Annotated in this window: 12 protein-coding genes; 7 read left to right on the top strand and 5 right to left on the bottom strand. The window is 72.4% G+C overall.

The window, feature by feature from the left end:
* The first annotated feature begins 48 nt into the window (after positions 1-48).
* From ACFT4A_RS03560 to ACFT4A_RS03540, 5 genes are all read left to right on the top strand, one after another.
* Positions 49-4,257 (top strand): NEW3 domain-containing protein, encoded by a 4,209-nt coding sequence (locus ACFT4A_RS03560; RefSeq protein ID WP_382825574.1) that lies wholly within the window; start codon positions 49-51, stop codon positions 4,255-4,257.
* Positions 4,254-4,907, top strand: coding sequence for a peptidyl-prolyl cis-trans isomerase (locus ACFT4A_RS03555; RefSeq protein WP_382825572.1), 654 nt, complete (start codon positions 4,254-4,256; stop codon positions 4,905-4,907). Before ACFT4A_RS03560 ends, ACFT4A_RS03555 begins: the two co-directional genes overlap by 4 nt.
* Positions 4,908-5,021: 114 nt before the next feature.
* Entirely contained in the window at positions 5,022-6,395 is a 1,374-nt protein-coding gene (locus ACFT4A_RS03550) for an extracellular solute-binding protein (RefSeq protein WP_382825570.1), read from the top strand.
* Between the two features lie 2 nt (positions 6,396-6,397).
* Entirely contained in the window at positions 6,398-7,435 is a 1,038-nt protein-coding gene (locus ACFT4A_RS03545; RefSeq protein WP_382825569.1) for a carbohydrate ABC transporter permease, read from the top strand.
* Positions 7,432-8,310 (top strand): carbohydrate ABC transporter permease, encoded by an 879-nt coding sequence (locus tag ACFT4A_RS03540; protein ID WP_382825567.1) that lies wholly within the window; start codon positions 7,432-7,434, stop codon positions 8,308-8,310. Before ACFT4A_RS03545 ends, ACFT4A_RS03540 begins: the two co-directional genes overlap by 4 nt.
* Here ACFT4A_RS03540 and ACFT4A_RS03535 read toward each other — a convergent pair.
* The gene (locus ACFT4A_RS03535; RefSeq protein WP_382825565.1) at positions 8,274-10,580 is read right to left on the bottom strand and encodes a glycoside hydrolase family 3 N-terminal domain-containing protein; all 2,307 of its coding nucleotides are present in this window, start codon (positions 10,578-10,580) and stop codon (positions 8,274-8,276) included. The genes ACFT4A_RS03540 and ACFT4A_RS03535 overlap by 37 nt on opposite strands.
* The gene (locus tag ACFT4A_RS03530; protein ID WP_382825563.1) at positions 10,577-11,758 is read right to left on the bottom strand and encodes an N-acetylglucosamine kinase; all 1,182 of its coding nucleotides are present in this window, start codon (positions 11,756-11,758) and stop codon (positions 10,577-10,579) included. The genes ACFT4A_RS03535 and ACFT4A_RS03530 overlap by 4 nt, the downstream gene beginning before the upstream one ends.
* Positions 11,759-11,776: 18 nt before the next feature.
* Here ACFT4A_RS03530 and ACFT4A_RS03525 point away from each other — a divergent pair, with 18 nt between their 5' ends.
* Positions 11,777-13,045, top strand: a complete 1,269-nt coding sequence (locus ACFT4A_RS03525; RefSeq protein WP_382825561.1) for a glycosyl hydrolase — start codon at positions 11,777-11,779, stop codon at positions 13,043-13,045.
* Positions 13,046-13,049: 4 nt separating this feature from the next.
* Here the strand turns inward: ACFT4A_RS03525 and nagZ are convergent, their stop codons facing one another.
* Positions 13,050-14,513 carry a beta-N-acetylhexosaminidase gene (nagZ, locus tag ACFT4A_RS03520; protein ID WP_382825560.1) on the bottom strand — a complete coding sequence of 488 codons (1,464 nt, stop codon included), beginning with the start codon at positions 14,511-14,513 and terminating at the stop codon, positions 13,050-13,052.
* 208 nt (positions 14,514-14,721) lie between these two features.
* On the opposite strand from nagZ, the gene ACFT4A_RS03515 reads away from it, so the two are divergent.
* A complete protein-coding gene (locus ACFT4A_RS03515) occupies positions 14,722-17,619 on the top strand; it encodes an ABC transporter substrate-binding protein (protein ID WP_382825558.1) in 2,898 nt (965 codons plus the stop codon).
* A gap of 8 nt (positions 17,620-17,627) precedes the next feature.
* Here ACFT4A_RS03515 and msrB read toward each other — a convergent pair whose 3' ends face one another.
* Both msrB and murC read right to left on the bottom strand, forming a co-directional pair.
* The gene (msrB, locus tag ACFT4A_RS03510; protein WP_382825556.1) at positions 17,628-18,035 is read right to left on the bottom strand and encodes a peptide-methionine (R)-S-oxide reductase MsrB; all 408 of its coding nucleotides are present in this window, start codon (positions 18,033-18,035) and stop codon (positions 17,628-17,630) included.
* A gap of 14 nt (positions 18,036-18,049) precedes the next feature.
* Complete coding sequence (murC, locus tag ACFT4A_RS03505; protein WP_382825554.1) at positions 18,050-19,441, bottom strand: UDP-N-acetylmuramate--L-alanine ligase; 1,392 nt, start codon at positions 19,439-19,441, stop codon at positions 18,050-18,052.
* Positions 19,442-19,462: the final 21 nt, after the last annotated feature.

The raw sequence follows: 19,462 nt of genomic DNA, 5'->3' as shown, positions 1-19,462 counted from the left end.
TTCCTGCCGTGCAGGATGGGGCTCCCCCAGAGCACTCGTAGGAGCCCCATGCGTGTCACCTCTGTCGAGTCGACCGAGCTCTTCACCGGGACCACCGAACAGCCGCGCCAAGTGGTGGCCGTCGAGCTGAGCCACGCCCCGGGCCGGACGGTCCGGCTCACCGTCGGGGGCCCGGGCCTCACCGGCACCGCGGAGACCACCGTCGGCGAGGACGGCACCGTACGGGCCGAGATATCCGTGACCGGCGAGGACCTGGTCCCCGGCGACCGCCGCGAGATCACCGTCACCGCCGCGGACGGGGACGAAGTCACCACCCGCACCGGCGAGTTCACGGCGGCCGAACCGGGCTGGACCATGTTCATGGTCAGCCACTTCCACTACGACCCCGTCTGGTGGAACACCCAGGGCGCCTACACCGAGACCTGGGACGTCGCCGACGACCCGGCGACCAGCGGACTGCCCGCCCGTACCTTCGACTCGCGCGGCCAGTCCGGCATGAGCCTGGTGAGGGCCCACTGCGACCTGGCCCGCCGCGACCCGGCGTACACCTTCGTGCTCGCCGAGGTCGACTACCTCAAGCCCTACTGGGACTCCTTCCCGGAGGAACGCGCCTTCCTGCGGCAGCTGATCCGCACCGGCCGCGTCGAGATCATGGGCGGCACCTACAACGAGCCCAACACCAACCTCACCGGCGCCGAGGCGACCGTGCGCAACGCCCTGTACGGCGACGGCTTCCAGCGCGGGATCATCGGGGCCTCGCCCGAGACGGCCTGGCAGCTGGACGCCTTCGGGCACGACCCGCAGTTCCCGGGGCTGATGGCGGACGCGGGCGTCACGTCCAGTTCGTGGGCGCGCGGGCCGTTCCACCAGTGGGGTCCGACGCTGTCGGTGTTCGGCGAGGAGCCGAGGGACCCGGGCCGGATGCAGTTCCCGGCCGAGTTCGACTGGATCGCCCCGTCGGGGCGCGGCCTGCTGACCGCGTACATGGTCAACCACTACGGCGCCGGCTGGGCGATCGACAACGCCCCCACCCTGCCGGAGGCGAACGCCGCCGCTTACAAGCTGTTCCAGCGGCTCAAGCAGGTCGCGCTCACCCGCAATGTGCTGCTCCCGGTGGGCGGGGACTACGCGCCGCCGTGCCGCTGGGTGATGGACATCCACCGCGACTGGAACGCCCGGTACGTGTGGCCTCGCTTCATCAGCGCGATCCCCCGGGACTTCTTCGCCGCCGTCCGCGCGGAGCTGGAGACGGAGGGCCGCAAGGCCTCCCCGCAGACCCGCGACATGAACCCGATCTACACCGGCAAGGATGTCTCCTACATCGACACCAAGCAGGCCCAGCGCCACGGTGAGTCCCTCCTCGCCGACGCCGAGGCCTGGGCGACGCTCGCCTCGCTCGTCACCGGGCACCCCTGTCCGGACGCGGCCCTGGACAAGGCCTGGCGGCAGCTCGTCTACGGCGCCCACCACGACGCCATCACCGGCTCGGAGTCGGACCAGGTGTACATCGACCTGATGACCGGCTGGCGGGAGCTGCACGACCTGGCCGGGAGCGTGCACGCCGACGCCACCCAGGCCCTGGCCGACCAGGTCGCCCCCGGTGACGGCCCCGACCTGGTCGTGTTCAACTCCGCGACCTGGGCGCGGCGGGACGTTCTGACGGTCGACGACCCTGGGCTCGTGCCCCGGGGGCTCCCCGCAGTCCGCGAGGACGGCCGGCTGCATGTCGTCGTCCCGGAGGTACCCGGCATGGGCCTCAAGGCGCTCCCGCTCACCGAGGGGTCCGTCCCGGGATGGGAGCCCGCCGAAGGCCTCACCATCCGCAACGAGTTCTACGAGGTGACGGTCGACCCGGCACGCGGCGGTGGCGTCAGCAGTCTGCGCGCCCTGGCCGAGGGCGGCCGGGAGTTGCTGCGGCCCGGGGACATCGGCAACGAGATCGTCGTCCAGGAGGAGTACCCGAGGCACCCGCGCTTCGGCGAGGGCCCCTGGCATCTCACCCCGACCGGCACGACCGCCGCCCGCGGCCGGGACGTGACAGCCGAGGTGCGCGCCGAGCACTCCCCCGCCGGTTCCCGGCTCACCGTCACCGCCGACCTCGGCCTCTTCCGCTGCACCCAGCGCCTGACGCTGTGGCAGGGCGTCGACCGGCTCGACGTCACCACGACCGTCGACGGGTACGACGGCGCCGACCGGCTCATCCGGGTGCGCTGGCCGTCGGACGTGCGGGGCGGGCTGCCGGTGCACGAGGTGGCCGACGCGGTGATCGGGCGCGGGTTCGGGTTCGTGGAGGTGGACAGCGAGCGGTTCCCGTGGACGCTGGACAACCCGGCGAACACCTGGTTCGGGCTCGGCTCCACCGCCCGGGTCGCGGTGCACGACGACTCCGGCACACTCCTCGGGCACCGCTCGATCGGCGTCGCCGAACTCGTCTACGCCGACTGGGACACGGCGGGCGACCTCGGGACCCCGCTCGCGGCGGCCCTGGTCCGGGCCGGGGTCACGGCGACCTCGACCATCGCGGGCGGCCCCCGCTACGGCGACCTGGAGGTCGACTCCAACCTCCCCGACATCCGGATCGCCGTCGGCGGCCCCGACCGCAACACCGTGGTCGCCGAGGCGCTCGGCTGGGACCCGGCGGCCGGGCGGGAACTCAGGCGCCAACTCGCCGAGCGGGGCGTGGCCGCCGTCTGGGTCGCACCGCGCGCCTCTCTGCGCGAGGAGTGGATCCCCGGCGCCGACCTGCGCGACCTGGAACGCCTTCCGCTGCTGGTGGTGGCGGGCGCCCGCCCCGAGGACGACGCCAAGGCGGTCGACGCGATCGTCGCCGACCTGGACGACTTCACGGTGACGGCGACGGCAGCGGGCGGCGGCGAGGCACTCCCGCCCGGTGACGCCTGGGACGGACGCGGCTTCGCCGTCCTCAACCGTGGCACGCCCGGCTGCGTCATCACCTCCTCCGGCGACCTCTACATGTCCCTGATGCGCTCCTGCACCGGCTGGCCGTCCGGCATCTGGGTGGACCCACCCCGCCGGACCGCCCCCGACGGCTCCGGCTTCCAGCTCCAGCGCTGGTCGCACACCTTCGAGTACGCCGTCGTCGCGGGCCCGGGCGACTGGCGCGCACTGCGCCTGCCCCAGGCCGGGCACGCGTACAACCGCCCCCTGACGGCCCGGCTGCGACGGTCCTCCGGCTCCCTTCCGAGGGAAGTCGCGTTGCTGCGCCTGGAATCCGACGGCGAGGTACTGCTCGACGCGCTCAAGCCGGCCGGCTCCCCGCTGGCCCGGGGCAGCGCGGCGCCCGTGGATCCGGGACAGGGCGTCGTAGTCCGCGTGCACGAGGCCGACGGACGCCCGACGCGGACCCGGCTGTCCGGCCCGCTGGCCTGGTCGACGGGCGCCCGCGCCGACGTCCTGGAGAGGCCCGGGGAGCCACTCGCCCCGGACGGCGACGGCGCCTTGGAGGTCGAGCTGTCCGGCTTCGAGGTCGCCACGATCCTGGCCACCCCGGCCCACGCGCCGGACCCCGCACCCGGGCCGGGCATCGACGCCCACGAGCCCGCCCAGCCGATCGCCACCCGCTACTGGCTCCACAACTCCGGCCCCGCCCCACGCGGCAACATGCCCGTCGCGGTCTACCTCTCCCCCACCACCCTCACCGCCGACGGCCCGGTCACGGCGACCGTCCGGGTCTCCTCGGAACTCACCGACGCCCCGGTGTCGGGCACGGTGACCTTCGAGGCCCCGCCCGACTGGGCCACCGACCCCGCCGAACTCCCCTACGCCCTCGGCCCCGGCGGCTTCACCCTCACCGACATCACGGTCACACCACCCCCGGCCGCCGCCCCCGGCCGGCACTGGCTCGCTGCCCGGCTGTCGTACGGCGGCCAGACGTACGAGGACGTGGTGGCCCTGGACGTACCGGACGGGCGCACCGGCCCGACTCTGGTGGCGGATCTGGGAGTCGAGCGGGTGACCGTCCGCCGGGGAGAACGGGCCCGGGTCCCCGTGACCCTACGGAACCCCACACGCGGCCCCGTCAACGGCACGATCTGGGCCGTGTCCTCCTGGGGCACCTGGCCCGGCATCACCCCGGGCTGCCAGGGCTTCACGGTGCCCGGCGGGGAGCAGGCCGAGTCCGTGATCGAGGTGGACGGCACCGCGATACCACCGGGTTCGTACTGGCTGATGGCAAAGGCTGCCTGGCACGGCTGTGTGGCGTACACGAAGGCCGTGGTACTGGAGGTGACGCCTTGACGGAGGACTACGCAGCGCGCGTCCAGGGTGAGGCGATCCCGAAGGAACGCGTGGCCGCCTTCCTGGACAGGGGCGGTGCAACCCCTCTTGGGGGCGCGGGGAACTGCGCGACCAGCCACAACACCGCCGCACACGCAAGACGACACCGCCAACAACGGCGCTGGGCGACGCAGGTGGTCATCACAGACGAACTCGCCCGCCGCGCCTGCACGGAACGAGGCCTCCCCCCACCGCCCGACGCTCTTCCGACGCACCTGCTCAACGTCCCCGAAACCGACATCGCCGGCCTCGGCAGCATCATCGCCGCAGCCCTGTCCCACTCCCCCGCCACCCGAGCCCTGCTCGCCGACCTGGAACACGAGCAGGACATCCCCGAGAGGGCCGTACGGGACTACTACGACCGCAACCAGGACCGCTTCCTCACCCCCGATGCCCTACGCCGCGGCGTCGACCCCTACGACGAATCAGCGACCTCGGACATCCAGCCGTACGGGCACGTACGCCACGGCATCGAACACGACCTACGCCAAGCCGCCGCCCGACGCGCCTTCTTCACCTGGCTCGACAAGGCCCGAGCCGACATCGAGTACGCCGAAGGCCACGAGCACCCCGGCGACCCCACACACCAGGACCACGAACACCGCCACTGAGCAAAACCATTGACCTCCGATGAATTCTGGTCCACATTTTCATCAATCGAAGTCCGACTTGGTGATTTGATCCAGCGACTCGATCCAGCGACGACTGGTCCCAGGAGGGCAGCAATGCGCGCAAGAAGACTCACCGGATCCCTGACCTGTCTGGTCGTCCTGACCCTGACGGCCGCCGGCTGCGGCCTGTCCGGCGGCGGTTCCGACGGCGGTGACGCCACGGCGGGCGGCTGCAAGGTCGACCAGGGCAACGTCGGTTCCGGCAAGCTCTCCGGCGAGGTCAAGGGAAAGATCACGTTCCAGACGACCAACCTGAAGAAGGACTTCGGGAAGTACTTCAACGGTGTCATCGACGCCTTCGAGCAGGCCCACCCCGGCGCCGAGGTGAACTGGATCGACGACCCGGGCGACGCCACCTTCACCCAGCGCCTGGTCGCCGACGCGCAGGGCTGCACGCTCCCGGACGTGGTGAACATCAACGTCAACACGGCGGTGGCGCTGACGAAGAACGGTTATCTGCTCAACCTGGACAACAAGGCGCCGGACGCGGGCAAGCCGTTCGCCCCCGCCCTGTGGAAGTCCAGCATGTACGCCGACGCGGACGGCAAGAAGGTGCACAGCGTGCTGCCCTGGTACTCCGGCGGCATCGTGCAGACCTTCAACACCGACCTGATGAAGAAGGCAGGCCTGGACCCGGCCAAACCTCCGACCACCGTGCTCGGCCTGTTCGACGACGCGGAGAAGGTGGCCAAGGCCTCCGGCGGCAAGTACTACGCGTTCCTCGCCAACCCGCAGCTGCGCATCCCGGCCGACTGGCAGCAGATGGGCATAGAGATCCTCTCGGCCGACGGCAAGAAGTTCACCTTCGCCGACGACCCGAAGACCGCGCAGTGGGTCGAGGCCATGACCAAGCTCTACAAGGCCGGCGGCATGCCCAGGGACTCACTGTCGTCCACGCAGGACCCGGCCAACGTCTACGGCCAGGGCAAGCTGGTCTACGGCCCGACGAACCCCAACTTCCTGCGGTTCATCCAGCAGAACAACCCGAGCGTCTACAAGAAGACCGGTGTCGGCCGGTTCATGCTCGACGCCCTCGGCCACACCGTCGGCGCCCCGCAGTACGTCGGCACCGCCTCCACCAGCAAGAACGCCCCCACCGCGCTGGCCTTCGCACAGTTCCTGACGAACGCCGAGAACCAGCTCGCCTGGGCCAAGGACCCGAACGTCGTCATCTTCCCCTCCACCACGGCCTCCCTGAACGACCCGTTCTTCCAGTCGGTCAAGGGTGACGACCCCTTCGCCGAGGCCCGCAAGATCGTCGCCAGTGACCGCAAGACCGCCACGGCCGACGAGATCGCCCTCACCCCCGGTGAGCTGAACGCCATCTCGGCCCAGATCCAGCTGGCCATGCAGGGCAAGAAGAGCGCAGAGGACGCTCTGAAGGAGGCACAGTCCAAGGCCACCCAGCTGATAGAGCAGGGCAGCTGAGGATGACGCAACCGACCGTCCACCAGGCGCCCGTCCCCGCTCCCCCGGGTGCGGGCGCCCGACACCCCGGCGGCGCTTCCTCCTCCCGGCCGCCGGGGCCCCTGCGCCGCGCCCTCCGCTTCGTGACGCCCGGCCCGAGCGCCGACGCGGGGGGCGCGGCGCTCCACCGCCGCTGGTGGCTGCCCTGGCTGTGGATGACCCCGGCGATCATCGGCGCGACCGTGTTCGGGGTGTTCCCGTTCCTCAACACGGTCGTCGTCTCCTTCACCGACGCCAAGCCGCTCGGCGGGGCGTACAACCTCGTCGGGCTGGACAACTACCGCCGGATGCTGGGCGATCCGGACTTCTGGCTGGCCACCCGCAACAGCCTGCTGTACGCGCTGTTCGTCGTCCCGCTGATGGTGCTGCTGCCGCTGCTGCTCGCGATCCTGGTGGAGAAGAACCTGCCGGGCATCGGCTTCTTCCGCTCCGCCTTCTACACGCCGGTGCTGGCCTCCAGCGTGGTCGTGGGCCTGAGCTGGCAATGGCTGCTGAGCGACCAGGGACTGGTCAACACCTGGCTGCAGAAGGCCCACATCATCCGCGAGGCCATCCCGTTCCTGTCCGACTCCTGGCTGATCCTGCTGTCGGCGATGGGCCTGACGCTGTGGAAGGGCCTCGGCTGGTACATGATCTTCTACCTGGCCGCCCTCGGGAACGTCCCCAAGGAACTCCACGAGGCGGCGGCCGTGGACGGCGCGGGTGCCGTGCGACGCTTCTGGCACGTGACCGTGCCCGGCGTACGCACCTCGATGATGCTGGTCGGCACCCTGACCGGCATCGGCTCGCTGCGGGTCTTCACCGAGATCTACATGCTGGGCGGCTCCACCGGCGGCCCCGGCGGCGCCGACCGCACGCTGCCCTTCTACATCCGCGACGTCGGCCTCGACCCGCTCACCGGCAACGCCGGCTACGGCGCCGCCGTCAGCGTCGCCTTGTTCGCCCTGACCCTGGGCCTCACGCTGCTCGCCCAGCGTCTGACGAAGGAGGACGAGGGATGACGACCGCCGTCGACAAGCGCCGCCGCCTGATGCCCCGCTGGCGGGACTACGGCAGGCCGCGCGAACTGCTCGTCCGCTATCTGCTGCTGGTGTTCGTCCTGTTCATCACCGTCGGCCCGCTGCTGTGGCAGTTGCTGTCGTCGCTCAAGGGCGCGGGCGAGGACGTCTTCGGCGCCGGTGCCTCGCTGATCCCCCACCACCCGACCCTGCGGGCCTACCGCGAGATCTTCGACCAGGTCCCGGTGTGGACGTACATCAGGAACAGCCTGGTCGTCGTCGCGCTGTCCGTCACGAGCCAGCTCGTCTTCTCCACCCTGGCGGGCTACATGCTCTCCAAGCCGGGCTGGAAGGGCCGCAAGCTGGTCTGGGTCGTGCTGATGGCGTCCATGATGTTCCCCTTCGAGTCGATCATGGTGTCGTTGTTCCTCAGCATCCGGGACATGGGCCTGGTCGACCATCTGGCCGGTGTCTGGCTGCCCGGCTTCGTCGCCGCGATCAACGTCCTCATCATGCGGGCCGCGTTCCTCGCCGTACCGCGCGAGATCGAGGACGCGGCGATGCTGGACGGGGCGGGCGAGTGGAAACGCTTCCGGTATCTGTATCTGCCCTCCGCCTACGGCGCGATCCTCGTCGTCACCATCAACACCTTCATCAGCGCCTGGGACGACTTCCTGTGGCCCCTGATCGTGCTGCGCTCGGAGGAGCACTTCACGCTGACGCTCGGTCTCGCCCGGTTGCAGAGTTCGTCGTTCGGCTACGACCAGCGGATGGTGATGGCGGGTTCCGTCATCTCCGTGATCCCGGTGCTGGTGCTGTTCGTCATCACCCAGCGGTGGTTCTACAAGGGCGTCTCGTCCGGTGCCGTGAAGCTCTGATCGACCCGGAGCCCGACCGGTACGGCGGTCAGGGCCCGGCGCGCCGACTCCGCTACGCGGATCTCGACCGTGCCGGGCAGGACCGCCGTCTCCAGGTCCGGGCCCACTTGGGCCAGTTGGTCCGGACCGAGATCGAACGCGACCGTACGGCACTCTCCCGGCTCCAGCTCGACGGCCCTGAAGCCCCGGAGTTCCAGCGCGCGCGGCCAGACCGGCGTGACGAGGCGGCGCAGGTACAACTGCGCGACCGTACGCCCGTGTCGTTCCCCGGTGTTGGTGACGTCGACCTCGACGGTCCGCCCCGACAGCCGTGGCGGCCCGTAGGCGAAGCTCGTGTACGCCAGCCCGTGCCCGAAGCCGTAGAGCGGCTCGGCGCTGTCGTCGACGTAGCCGCCGTACTCGGTGTCCTTGTGGTTGTAGTAGACGGGCAGGTGGCCTGCCGAGCGCGGCACGGACACGGGCAGCCGGCCCACGGGCTCGGCCCGCCCGAGCAGCACGTCCGCGATCGCCTCGCCGCCCCAGGGGCCCGGGTACCAGGCGGTGAGCAGCGCGGCGGCCCGTTCGGCGGCCTCGGGGACGGCGTGCGGGCGGCCCTGGATCAGGACCACGACGGTGGGCGTGCCGGTCGCCGTGACGGCGTCGAGCAGGGCCTGCTGGGCCGTGCCGAGCCGGAGCCCGGCCAGGTCGACGCCTTCTCCGCAGGTCATCTCGGACACGACGGTGCGCGCGGCGCCGTTGGCGTCGAACTCGGTGCCGGGCGTACGGGCGCTGCTGCCGCCCAGCACGAGCACGGCGAGGTCGGACGTGGCGGCCTCGGCGATCGCCTCGGGGATGCCCGAGAGGTCGTCGCCGGTGAGGGCGCAGCCCTTGGCGTGGCGTACGTCGATGCCGGTACGCCGGAGTGCGTCGAGGACACTCGTGCCGGTGCCGGGGCGTTGTGGTGCGGTGTAGTCGCCCAGCTGGTGGGCGACGGTGTCGGCGTGCGGCCCGAGGACGGCGATACGGGAGCCGATCGACACGGGCAGCACGCCCTGGTCGTTGTGGAGCAGGGTGACGGCGGCCCGGGCGAGGGCGGTGCTCAGATCGCGTCCGACGGCGGGGTCCGGGAACGGGACCGCGCTGTAGGGCTGTTCGAACAGCCCGAGCCGGAACTTGAGCCGCAGCACCCGCGCGACGGCCGTGTCCAGGGCCTCCTCGCTCACCAGCCCCCGCTCGACCGCCTCCTCCAGATGGGTGAAGCCCTCGTCCCACAGGCTCAGGTCGATCCCGGCGTGGAGCGCGAGAGCCCCGGCGGAGACCTTGTCGCCGGTGATACGGGCCAGCCGGTCCACGGCCAGTCCGTCCGCCATGACGAGTCCGTCGAAGCCCCAGCGGTGGCGCAGCAGTCCGGTGAGCAGGGCGCGGTTGCCGCAGCAGGGCATGCCGTCGACCTCGTTGTAGGCGGCCATGACGGCGGCGGCTCCGGCCCGGACACCGGCGTGGGCGGCGGGGAGGTGGATCTCGTGCAGCTCCCGGAGACCGAGTTCGGACTCGGCGGAGTTGCGGCCGCCGACGGTGGCGCCCTGCCCGGCGAAGTGCTTGAGGACGACGGGGGCCTTGTCCGGGGCGAACAGCCCGTCCGGCTGGCCGAGAGGCTCCCCCTGCATACCGCGGACGAGCGCCTCGGTGAGCCGTGCGGCCAGGTACGGGTCCTCGCCGAAGCACTCCTCGGTCCGGCCCCAGCGCGGATCCCGGGCGATGTCCAGGGCCGAGACCAGGGCGACATGCCCGCCGCGGGCGCGCAGTTCGGCGGCGGCGTGGGCGGCGGCCCGCTCGTGGAGCCCGGGGTCCCAGCCGGCGCCGACGGCCGGATTGACGGGCAGGACCGTGCCGTCGAGGGCCATGTGCCCGTGCGGCACCTCCTCGACGAACAGGGCCGGGATGCCGAGCCGACTGTGCTCGACGACATGCCGCTGCACGAGGTGGGCCAGTTCGGCACCGTCCTCGGCGCCGGACCCGGTGGTGTGGTCGACACCCGACCAGGCGTCGGCGCGCAACAGCCCGTACAGGGCCCCGAGTCCGGCGAAGCGCTCGGTCTCGGCGTACAGGGCGTCGGTGAGTTCGAAGCCGCCGTCGGGGGTGCGGCGGTAGGCGTCCCAGCCGTACATCCGCTGGTTGAGCTGGCCGGCCTTCTCGCGCGGGGTCATGCGCGCGAGCAGGTCGCGGACGCGGTCGTCGACGGGGGCGGTGGGGTCGCGGTACAGGGGCGTGGACTGCCGGGTGGCGGTCATGTACGGCCCTGGTGGGCGAGCCGGGCCAGGGCCACGGCGCCCCGGCGGCCGTCGGGCACCCAGTCGAGGGGCAGGTCGAGGGTCCGGAGGCGGGCTTCCAGGCGCGAGGTGAGCGGCCCGTCGGGCCCGAGCAGACCTCCGGTGGCCACGACCCGTTCTCCTGAGCAGGGGTCCAGCGCCTTGATGGCTTCGGCGAGTTGGTCGGCGGCCTCGTCCAGGATGGCCAGGGCGACGGTATCCCCGGCCGCCTCGACGACCAGCGGCGCGAGGCGTGCCAGGCGGATGGGGGGTTCTGCCATGACGGCGGGGAGCAGGTGTCTGCGGTAGGCCTCGCGGTGGGGGCGGGACCAGGCGGTGTCGTCGGGGGGCGGGAGGGGGCGCCGTTCGACCGGGGAACCGGTCACGCCGTTGGACACGGCCCCGGCCGCTCCGGTCCGTGCCGGGCCGCTCGCGGGTGGCGCCGCCGTGTCACCCGGCGCACCCTCCTCGATGCCCTGGACCACGTCGGGGGACAGCCTCCGCACCACACCACCGGACGCTCCACGGGGCAGCACCTCGCCCGGCACGCCGAGTTCCCGCCCCACCAGCTCCGCCAACACGGTCGGCGCGCCCCTCCCGTCGGCCATCCGCAGTGCGGCTCGGACGGCCGCGCGGCCGATCCAGAAGCCGCTGCCGTCGTCACCGAGGAGCCAGCCGTCGCCATCCACGGTGGTGGTGCCGCGGCGGTCGGTGATACGCATGGCGACCGCGCCCGTGCCGGCCACCAGGGCGAGGCCGTCGGCCGGGGCGCCCGGGGCGGAGGCGAAGGCCGCCTCGATGTCGCTGCCGACGACGGGCGGGCCGGCGTCGATGCCCAGTCGGCTCAGGGCGGCGGTGAGGGCGGTCAGGGCGTTGCGCCGCCCCGGTTCGTCGGCGACGGCGCCCGTCGCGCCCGCGAAACCGCCGGTGACGGCCACGACCCGGTCCCGGACGGACTCGGGCACGGCCTGTCCCACGGCCTCGGCGAGATGCTCGGTGAGCTGCGGCACCGGCACGGTCAGGGCGTTGCCCGGCCCGGCGGCGCCCTCGCCCAGCGGACGTCCGTCGGCGGCGGTCGCCAGGACCGCCCGGGTCCGGGTGCCGCCCGCGTCGAGACCGACCACCAGATCCCGACGTTCCTGGTTCAATTCATTACCCATCGCCGACTATGGTGATTGATGCATTCACCCAGAGCAAGGGATCTGGGTGCTCGACCCGAGGAGGATCCCATTCCCACGCTCCGCTTCGGCGTCAACTACACGCCCCGCCGCGGCTGGTTCCACGCCTGGCACGACTTCGACCCGGCGCACGCCCGCGAGGACCTGGACCAGATCGCCGCGCTCGGCCTCGACCACGTCCGGGTCTTCCACCTGTGGCCGCTCCTCCAGCCCAACCGCACGCTGATCCGCCCCGCGGCCGTGGACCAGCTGGCGCACCTGGTCGACCTGGCCGCCGAGGCCGGTCTCGACGTCCTCGTGGACGGCGTGCAGGGCCATCTGTCCAGCTTCGACTTCTATCCGGAGTGGACGCGCGGCTGGCACCACCGCAATGTCTTCACCGACCCGGAGGCCGTCACCGCCCAGGCCGAGCTGATGCGCACCCTCGGCCGCGCCCTGGCCGGCCGCCCCAACCTCATCGGCCTCCAGCTGGGCAACGAGCTCAACAACCTGGTCGAGCACAACCCGGTGACAGCGGACGAGGTGGACCACTACCTCGACACCCTGCTCGCCGCCACCCGCGCGCACCTGCCCCCGGGCCGGCTCGCGACCCACTCCGCCTACGACGCGGCCTGGTACGGCGACGACCACCCCTTCACCCCCGAGGCCTCGGCCCGCAAGGGCGATGTCACCACCGTCCACCCCTGGGTGTTCTCCGGTGACTGCGCCCGCCGCTACGGCCCCCGCTCCCCTCAGGTGCTGCACCTCGCCGAGTACGGCACGGAACTCGCCAAGGCCTACGCCGAGGGCCCGGCCCGCCCGGTCTGGGTCCAGGAGACGGGCGCCCCGGAACCCCACATCCCGGCGGCCGACGCCCCGGACTTCGCGCGGGCGACCGTGCGGAACGCGGCCGGGTGCGAGGGGCTGTGGGGCGTGACCTGGTGGTGCTCCCACGACGTGGACCGCTCCCTGGCCGACTACCCGGAACTGGAGTACACCCTGGGCCTCTTCGACGCACGGGGCGGCGCCAAGCCGATCGCGACGGCCCTGGCCGAGACGGTCGCCGAGGTGCGCGCGGGGCACCACCCCGCCCGGCCCCGCGACACGGCCCTGGTCCTGGACTGCACGCCGTCCACCCGTTCCGTGTCCGGCCCGGGAGGCGCCTACTTCGACGCGTGGATGTCGCTGCGCACGGAGGGCGTCCGCCCGGCGGTGGTCCTGGCGGGCCGGGCGGACGACGCCGCGTACCTGGCGGCGCGCGGCATCAAGGAGGTCGTACGGGTGCCGTGAAGTCTCAGGTGCCCGCCAGCGCCTCGGCGACGGCCCGCAGATTCACCCGCCCCCGCCCGTAGGAGCAGAGCGCGCCGCCCTCCGGCAGGCCGGTGTCGATCCGTACGGCGTCGGGCCGCCGGGACAGCAGGGCGGCGCGCAGCCGTTCCTGCCAGGGGTGGAGCCCGGCGTCGCAGGTGGCGACGGCCAGCGGTGCGTCACCGCAGGCGCGCAGGATCTCCTCCACGACGGCGTCCGGGTCCGCCGGGTCTCCGGTGACCGCGGTGCCCGTGGCCGTGGGGTCGACGGCACGCACCGCCGTCAGCAGGTCCTCGCCGCCCCAGTTGAGCGCGGGATGCGGCGGCGGGAACAGGTCGACTACGTGTGCGCCCCGCACGGCCGACGGCACCGGTCGGCCGCGGACGGCCCGGCGGGCGGCCTCGAGACCGGCCCCCGCGTCCCAGTCGTCGACCGCCCCGGCCGGTGCGGCGTACCGCACGGCGAGGCGCCGCACCCGCCCTGCGGCCTCCCGCACCCGCTCCTCGGGCAGCACACCGGTGCGCAGCGCGTCGAGCACCGAGTCCCGGCAGGCCAGGGTGACCTCCAGGTCCGGCACGGCCACGATGACCTGGTCGGCGCCGGCCGCGAGGGCGATCCGCGCCCCGGCGGCCTCGCCGTAGCGGTCGGCGATGGCCTTCATCTCCAGGGCGTCGCTGACCAGGACCCCGTCGAAGTCCAGCTCGTGGCGGAGCAGATCGCCCAGGATGCGGCGGCTCAGGGTGGCGGGCCGCTCGGGGTCCAGCGCCGGGTAGACGACATGAGCGCTCATGATCATCGGTACACCCGCGTCGACGGCCGCGCGGAACGGCTCGAAGTCGGCCCGCAGTTCGTCGTGCGACCGCGGATCGACGGCGATGCCGTGGTGGCTGTCGGTCTCGGTGCCGCCGTGCCCGGGGAAGTGCTTGGCGCAGGAGGCGACGCCCCGCCGCTCGGTGGCGGTGATCCAGGCCCGCAGATGCCGGGCGGCCAGGTCGGGTTCGGCGCCGAAGGACCGGGTGCGCACGATCGGGTTGCGCGGATGGTGCTGGAGGTCGGCGACGGGGGCGTAGGAGACCGTGATGCCGAGCGAGGTCAGATGCCCGGCCAGGGCGTCGGCGCAGCGGCCGGTCAGCGCGGGGTCGTCGGCCACTCCGAGCGCGTACGATCCGGGCACCTCGGGGGCGCCGGCGCCGACCAGGTGCCCGATCCCGCCGCCCTCGTTGTCGATGCCCACGAGCAGGTCCGGCCGCAGGGCCCGCAACTCGGCGGTGAGCCGCCGCACCTGCTCGGCGTCGCGCACGTTGCGGGTGAAGAGGATGACTCCGCCGAGCCCTCGGTCGACGAGCCGCTTGAGGGTGTCGGGCACGGCCGTGGTACCGGCGAAGCCGGCGACGAGGCAGCGGTGGGCGGCCTCGTCGAGGCCGGGGGGCGGGTGCGCGGAGTGGGTCACCCCGGGAATCTTCTGGCTCGTTCAACCAAATGTCAACAGCTTGATGGATTGACCATTCAGCGAGCCGAAACGATCCTGAAGTTCTTCCGTCACCCACTCGCACCCCACCCACACCGGCTAGCCTCGTAAGTCACCGAAGGCGAACGGGGGATTGCCCATGGTGAACGCTGATCGCACGCCGCCGGACTGTCCCGGGGGGCATGACGGCATGCCGGAGCGTGGCGCCGGGCTCCACCTCCAGGATCAGCTCGAAATCCTCATCCAGGACTTCCGCACGAGCGCAGAGCCGCCGATGCCGGTGTTCGTCGTGCACGCCCAGGAGAGCGCGGACGACGACGCGGTGACCGGGCTGGTCCGGCAGCTGCACGCGGGCCAGGAGGCACACGGCACGCGCTGCGCGGTGGCGCAGGACGCCTACGAGGGCGCCACGGAGGTGCGCCGGGCCGCGGCCATGGTGCGGGCGCTGAGCGACCCGAAGAAGTGGGGCGGCCCGAAGGCGGTCTACCGGCGCTACGCGTTCCCGCGACTGCGGCTGGTGCATGCCATCGACGACGCGGTCGCGGCCCTCGGCGAGACCTGGCCGGCGCCCGAGCCGGGCAGCCCCGAGGCAGGTCAGGACCAGCGGCAACGGCTGCTGAACCAGCTGGCCCAGCAGCGCTGGCGGCCGAGGAACACCGCGCGCTGGCGCTCCGGTCTGCCGCTGTTCGACATGGCGCACATCCTCCCGGCGAGCCTCGTGACCGTGCTCGCCGCGCTCATGGCCCGCAGCGAGTGGTACGTGGCGGTGGGCGCGGGTCTCGTCTTCCTGCTGCTGCTGACCGTCCTCAACTACGTCCTGCCGGGGCGGGCGCCGATCTTCCTGTGGCTGCGCAGGGAGAGCCGCTGGTTCATGACGACCACCTTCCTCAGGGCGGCGGACCACGAGGATCCCACCGAGGTCTCGCTGCTGCGGCCGGTGCGGTCCTGGAAGGCGATCGCGGCCCGGGCGTACGACGTGGCCGAGGCGCTCACGGCGGGCGGCGACTTCCACCTCCAGCTGTGCGTGCTGGCGCTGCGGGAGGATCTGCGGGACAACCACCGCCGCTGGAGCTGGGACCTGCGCGGCTTCAAACGGCCGCGCCCGCCGATGCTGTTCCTGCCCCACGCGGACGCCCGCAACGGCGGCATCGAACTGATCCGGGCCATCAGCGACGTCCGCAGCCGCCGCAGCGAGCTCGACCCGCTGGTGGTGGTCGCCGCGGTGCACACGCACGACGTGCCACGCCTGGAACGCGGCGCGGTGGCGACGACGCCCGACCCGGCCGCCGAACCGCCCAGGTTCGGCGAGCGGCTGCGCACCTGGCACCGGCAGTGGGCGCACAACCTGCGCGCCGAACAGTCGCCCAGCCGGGAGCGGTCCGTGCTGCCCTGGGTGATGAAGGTCCCGCTGCCGCACGACCAGCTCGGTCCCGTCGAGGAACGCACCCGCCATCTGCGGGCCTCCACCCGGCCCACGCCCGCCCGGCTGGTGTGGGCCCTGCACACCCTGGTCCTGGTGATCGCCCTGCTGACCGCCGGGACCGTCATGCGGGCCGAGGCCCTGCACGACCGGTACTGCTCGGCGTCCGTGCTGACCGCCAACCGGGACACCCGGCGCGCGCAGACACCCGGCGGCGGCACGGAGTGCATCGGCATAGCGACCGACGGCGTCCGCTTCGCCGACTGGCTCCCCGCCCCCGACCCCGCCGACGAGCCCAAGGCCCTGACGGCCGGGGACGCGAAGCCCTGGACGGTGGACGAACTGGAGGACCGCATCGCCGAGCAGAACGCGAACGTCCTCGCCCTCCCCCACTCTCGACTTCGCTCGAGCGGGGGGACCCCCATCTCCGGCAAATACGTCACCGTCGTCTACGCCGGACCGCTGAGCGCCGACGCCTCCGACGGCTCCTCACTCGTGAAGGGCGCCGAGGAACTGGCGGGCGTGTACCTGGCGCAGGCCGTCATCAACAAGAACTCCAGCGTGAAACTACGGGTCCTGCTCGCCAACGGCGGCGTGGACCTGGGCCACCAGGAGGAGATGGCCGAGGAGATCGCCGCGTACGCCGCCCACGACCCGACCGTGGTGGGGGTCGTGGGCACCGGCCGCGACCTCAAGTCGAGCAGGGCGACGACCCGCACGCTGATGGAGGCCGGCCTGCCGATCGTCTCCGGCACCAACTCCGCCACCTATCTGCCCCGCGAGTTCGCCAACTGGTTCAGCCTGGCCGCCACGGACCAGTGGCAGATCGAACAACTCGGCCTGATAGCGGCCCAGTTGCGCACACCAGGCCGACGGCAGTACGCCCTCGTCCTCGCCCGGGACACGGCGAAGACCGACGACCTGTACACCGACGAACAGGCGCGCTACGGCCAGGACATGCTGCGCCGGCAGGGCTTCACCCCGCTGGAGCAGCGCCGCTACACCCTCAGCGGCGGCAAGCCGGAACTCCGCTCGCACGCCCAGGAGATCTGCCGGGGCGGCCAGGTCCCGTCGGTGATCTACTTCGCCGGGCGGGTGGAGGACATCGATCCCCTGATGACCCAGCTGGGCACCGAGCCGGGCTGCGCCGGCACGCCCCTGGCCATCCTCACCGGCGACGACCTGTCCAAGGCCGACTTCACCGCCGGCGGACAGTCCGTCGCGCCGAAGGTCACGCTGTACCACGCGGCCCTGGCCGAACTGCGGGAGGCCGCCACCACCACGACCTTCTACCTGGACGCCGCCGCGCACCTGCCGGGACTGGGGGGCGGCCGCCTGCGCTACGACAGTCCCGACCTGGCCAGCGGCCAGACCGCCCTGGCCCACGACGCGACCCGTGCCCTGTACTGGGCGGCCACCCGGGACGACCGGCCCCAGAGCCGGGCCTCGACCTGGGTGAACCTGCGCAACGTCAAGGTCGAGGGCATGGCCACCGGCACCATCGACTTCACCGGTGCCCCGCTGTACGGCGACCGCACCGGCCACAGCATCGTCCTCAAGGAGGTCCGCCGCGCCCGCGACGGCACCTCCGAGCCCCGCGTGGTGTGCAGCCGCGCCGCGGGTGACACGAAGCGGCTGACACAGAAGGAGTGCCGGATCCGACGCTGAGGGCCGTCTCAGCCCTCGGCGGCGGTCAGGCGCAGCGCGATGCTGTTGATGCAGTACCGCTGGTCCGTGGGGGTCGGATACCCCTCGCCCGCGAACACGTGCCCGAGGTGCGAGCCGCAGCGTGCGCAGCGCACCTCGGTCCGCACCATGCCGTGGGTCCGGTCCTCGATCAGTTCCACCGCGTCGGTGTCCCTCGGGTCGAAGAAGGACGGCCAGCCGCAGTGGGACTCGAACTTCGTGTCCGAGGTGAACAGCTCCGCACCGCAGGCGCGGCAGGAGTAGACCCCTCGGGTCTTGGTGTCGGTGTACTCACCGGTGAAGGCGGGCTCCGTGGCCGCCCGGCGCAGTACCGCGTACTCGCCAGGGCTCAGCTCCGCGCGCCACTGCTCGTCCGGCTTCTCGACGTCGTACGGCATGAGCCTCCAGCCCCTCAGTTCGACAGACGGTCCAGGATGCGCGGGCCGAGGTCGGTGACGTCGCCCGCTCCCATGGTGAGAACGAGATCACCCGGCTTCGCCATTCCCGCGACGACCGAGGGGACGTCCGCCTTGTCGTGCACCGGCGTCACGTCCGCGCCCGCCGCCCGGGCCGCCTCGATGATCAGCTCGCTGGTCACACCGGGGATCGGGTCCTCGCGGGCCGGGTAGATGTCCAGCACGACCGAGGCGTCCGCGAGGGCCAGGGACTGGCCCATCTCCTTGCCCAGCTCCTGCGTCCGCGAGAAGAGGTGCGGCTGGAAGACGACCAGGATCCGGGAGTCGCCCGCCGCCGCGCGCATGGCCTCCAGGTCGGCGGTCATCTCGGTGGGGTGGTGCGCGTAGGAGTCGATGACCTGCACGCCCGCGGCCTCGCCCTTGAGCTGGAGCCGCCGCTTCACGCCCGTGTACGCCCCCAGCGCCCGGGCCAGCGCCTCGGCGGGGACGCCGAGCGCCACTCCGGCCGCCAGCGCGGCGACCGCGTTGTGCGCGTAGTGCCGGCCGGGGACGGAGACCGTGAAGGTCAGCGTCTCGCCTTCCAGCACCACGGTGACCTCGCTCTTCAGGCCCTGCGGCACGACCGACAGGATGCGCACGCCGGCGTCCTCGGACTCGCCGTACGTCACCACCCGCACGCCGCGCTCCGCGACCCGGCGGGTCAGCTCCCGGGCGCCCTCGTGGTCGGCCGCGATCACCAGCGTGCCGCCCTCGGTGATCCGGTCCACGAACGTCTCGAACGACTCGTAGATCTCGTCCATCGAGGCGTAGTTGGCGTGGTGGTCGAGCTCCACGTTGAGGACGATCGCGACCTCGGGCGCGTACTTGTGGAAGCTGCGGTCCGACTCGTCCGCCTCGGCGACGAAGATCTCGCCGTCGCCGTGCAGCGCGTTGGAGCCGGGCGCGTCCAGGTCCCCGCCGATCGCGTACGACGGCGTCAGGCCCAGCTCGCTCAGCGAGACCGCGAGCATCGAGGTGGTGGTCGTCTTGCCGTGCGTACCGGCGACCGCGATCGGCCGCAGGCCCTCCATCAGGGCGGCGAGTGCGTCGGAGCGGTGCACGACGGGGATGCCGAGCGCGGCCGCGCGGGCCAGCTCGGGGTTGTCCTGCCGGATCGCCGAGGAGACGACCACACAGCTCGCGTCGTCGGCCAGGTGCTCGGCGGCGTGCCCGATGTGCACCGTGACACCCAGCGCCCGCAGCGCCTCGGCCGTCGCCGACTCCTTCGCGTCACTGCCCGCCACGACGGCCCCGCGCTGGGCGAGGATCTTCGCGATACCCGACATCCCGGCCCCACCGATCCCGATGAAGTGCGGTCGGTCCATGGCGGTGGGAAGGCCGGGTGCCATGCATATCTCCAAGAGCGTTCT

Origin of the sequence: Streptomyces sp. NPDC057099 (genome assembly GCF_042671245.1) — a bacterium.
Taxonomy (GTDB): domain Bacteria; phylum Actinomycetota; class Actinomycetes; order Streptomycetales; family Streptomycetaceae; genus Streptomyces; species Streptomyces purpurascens.
Note: the sequence above shows the minus strand (reverse complement) of the source record. Positions and strands in the feature narration are given on the sequence as shown.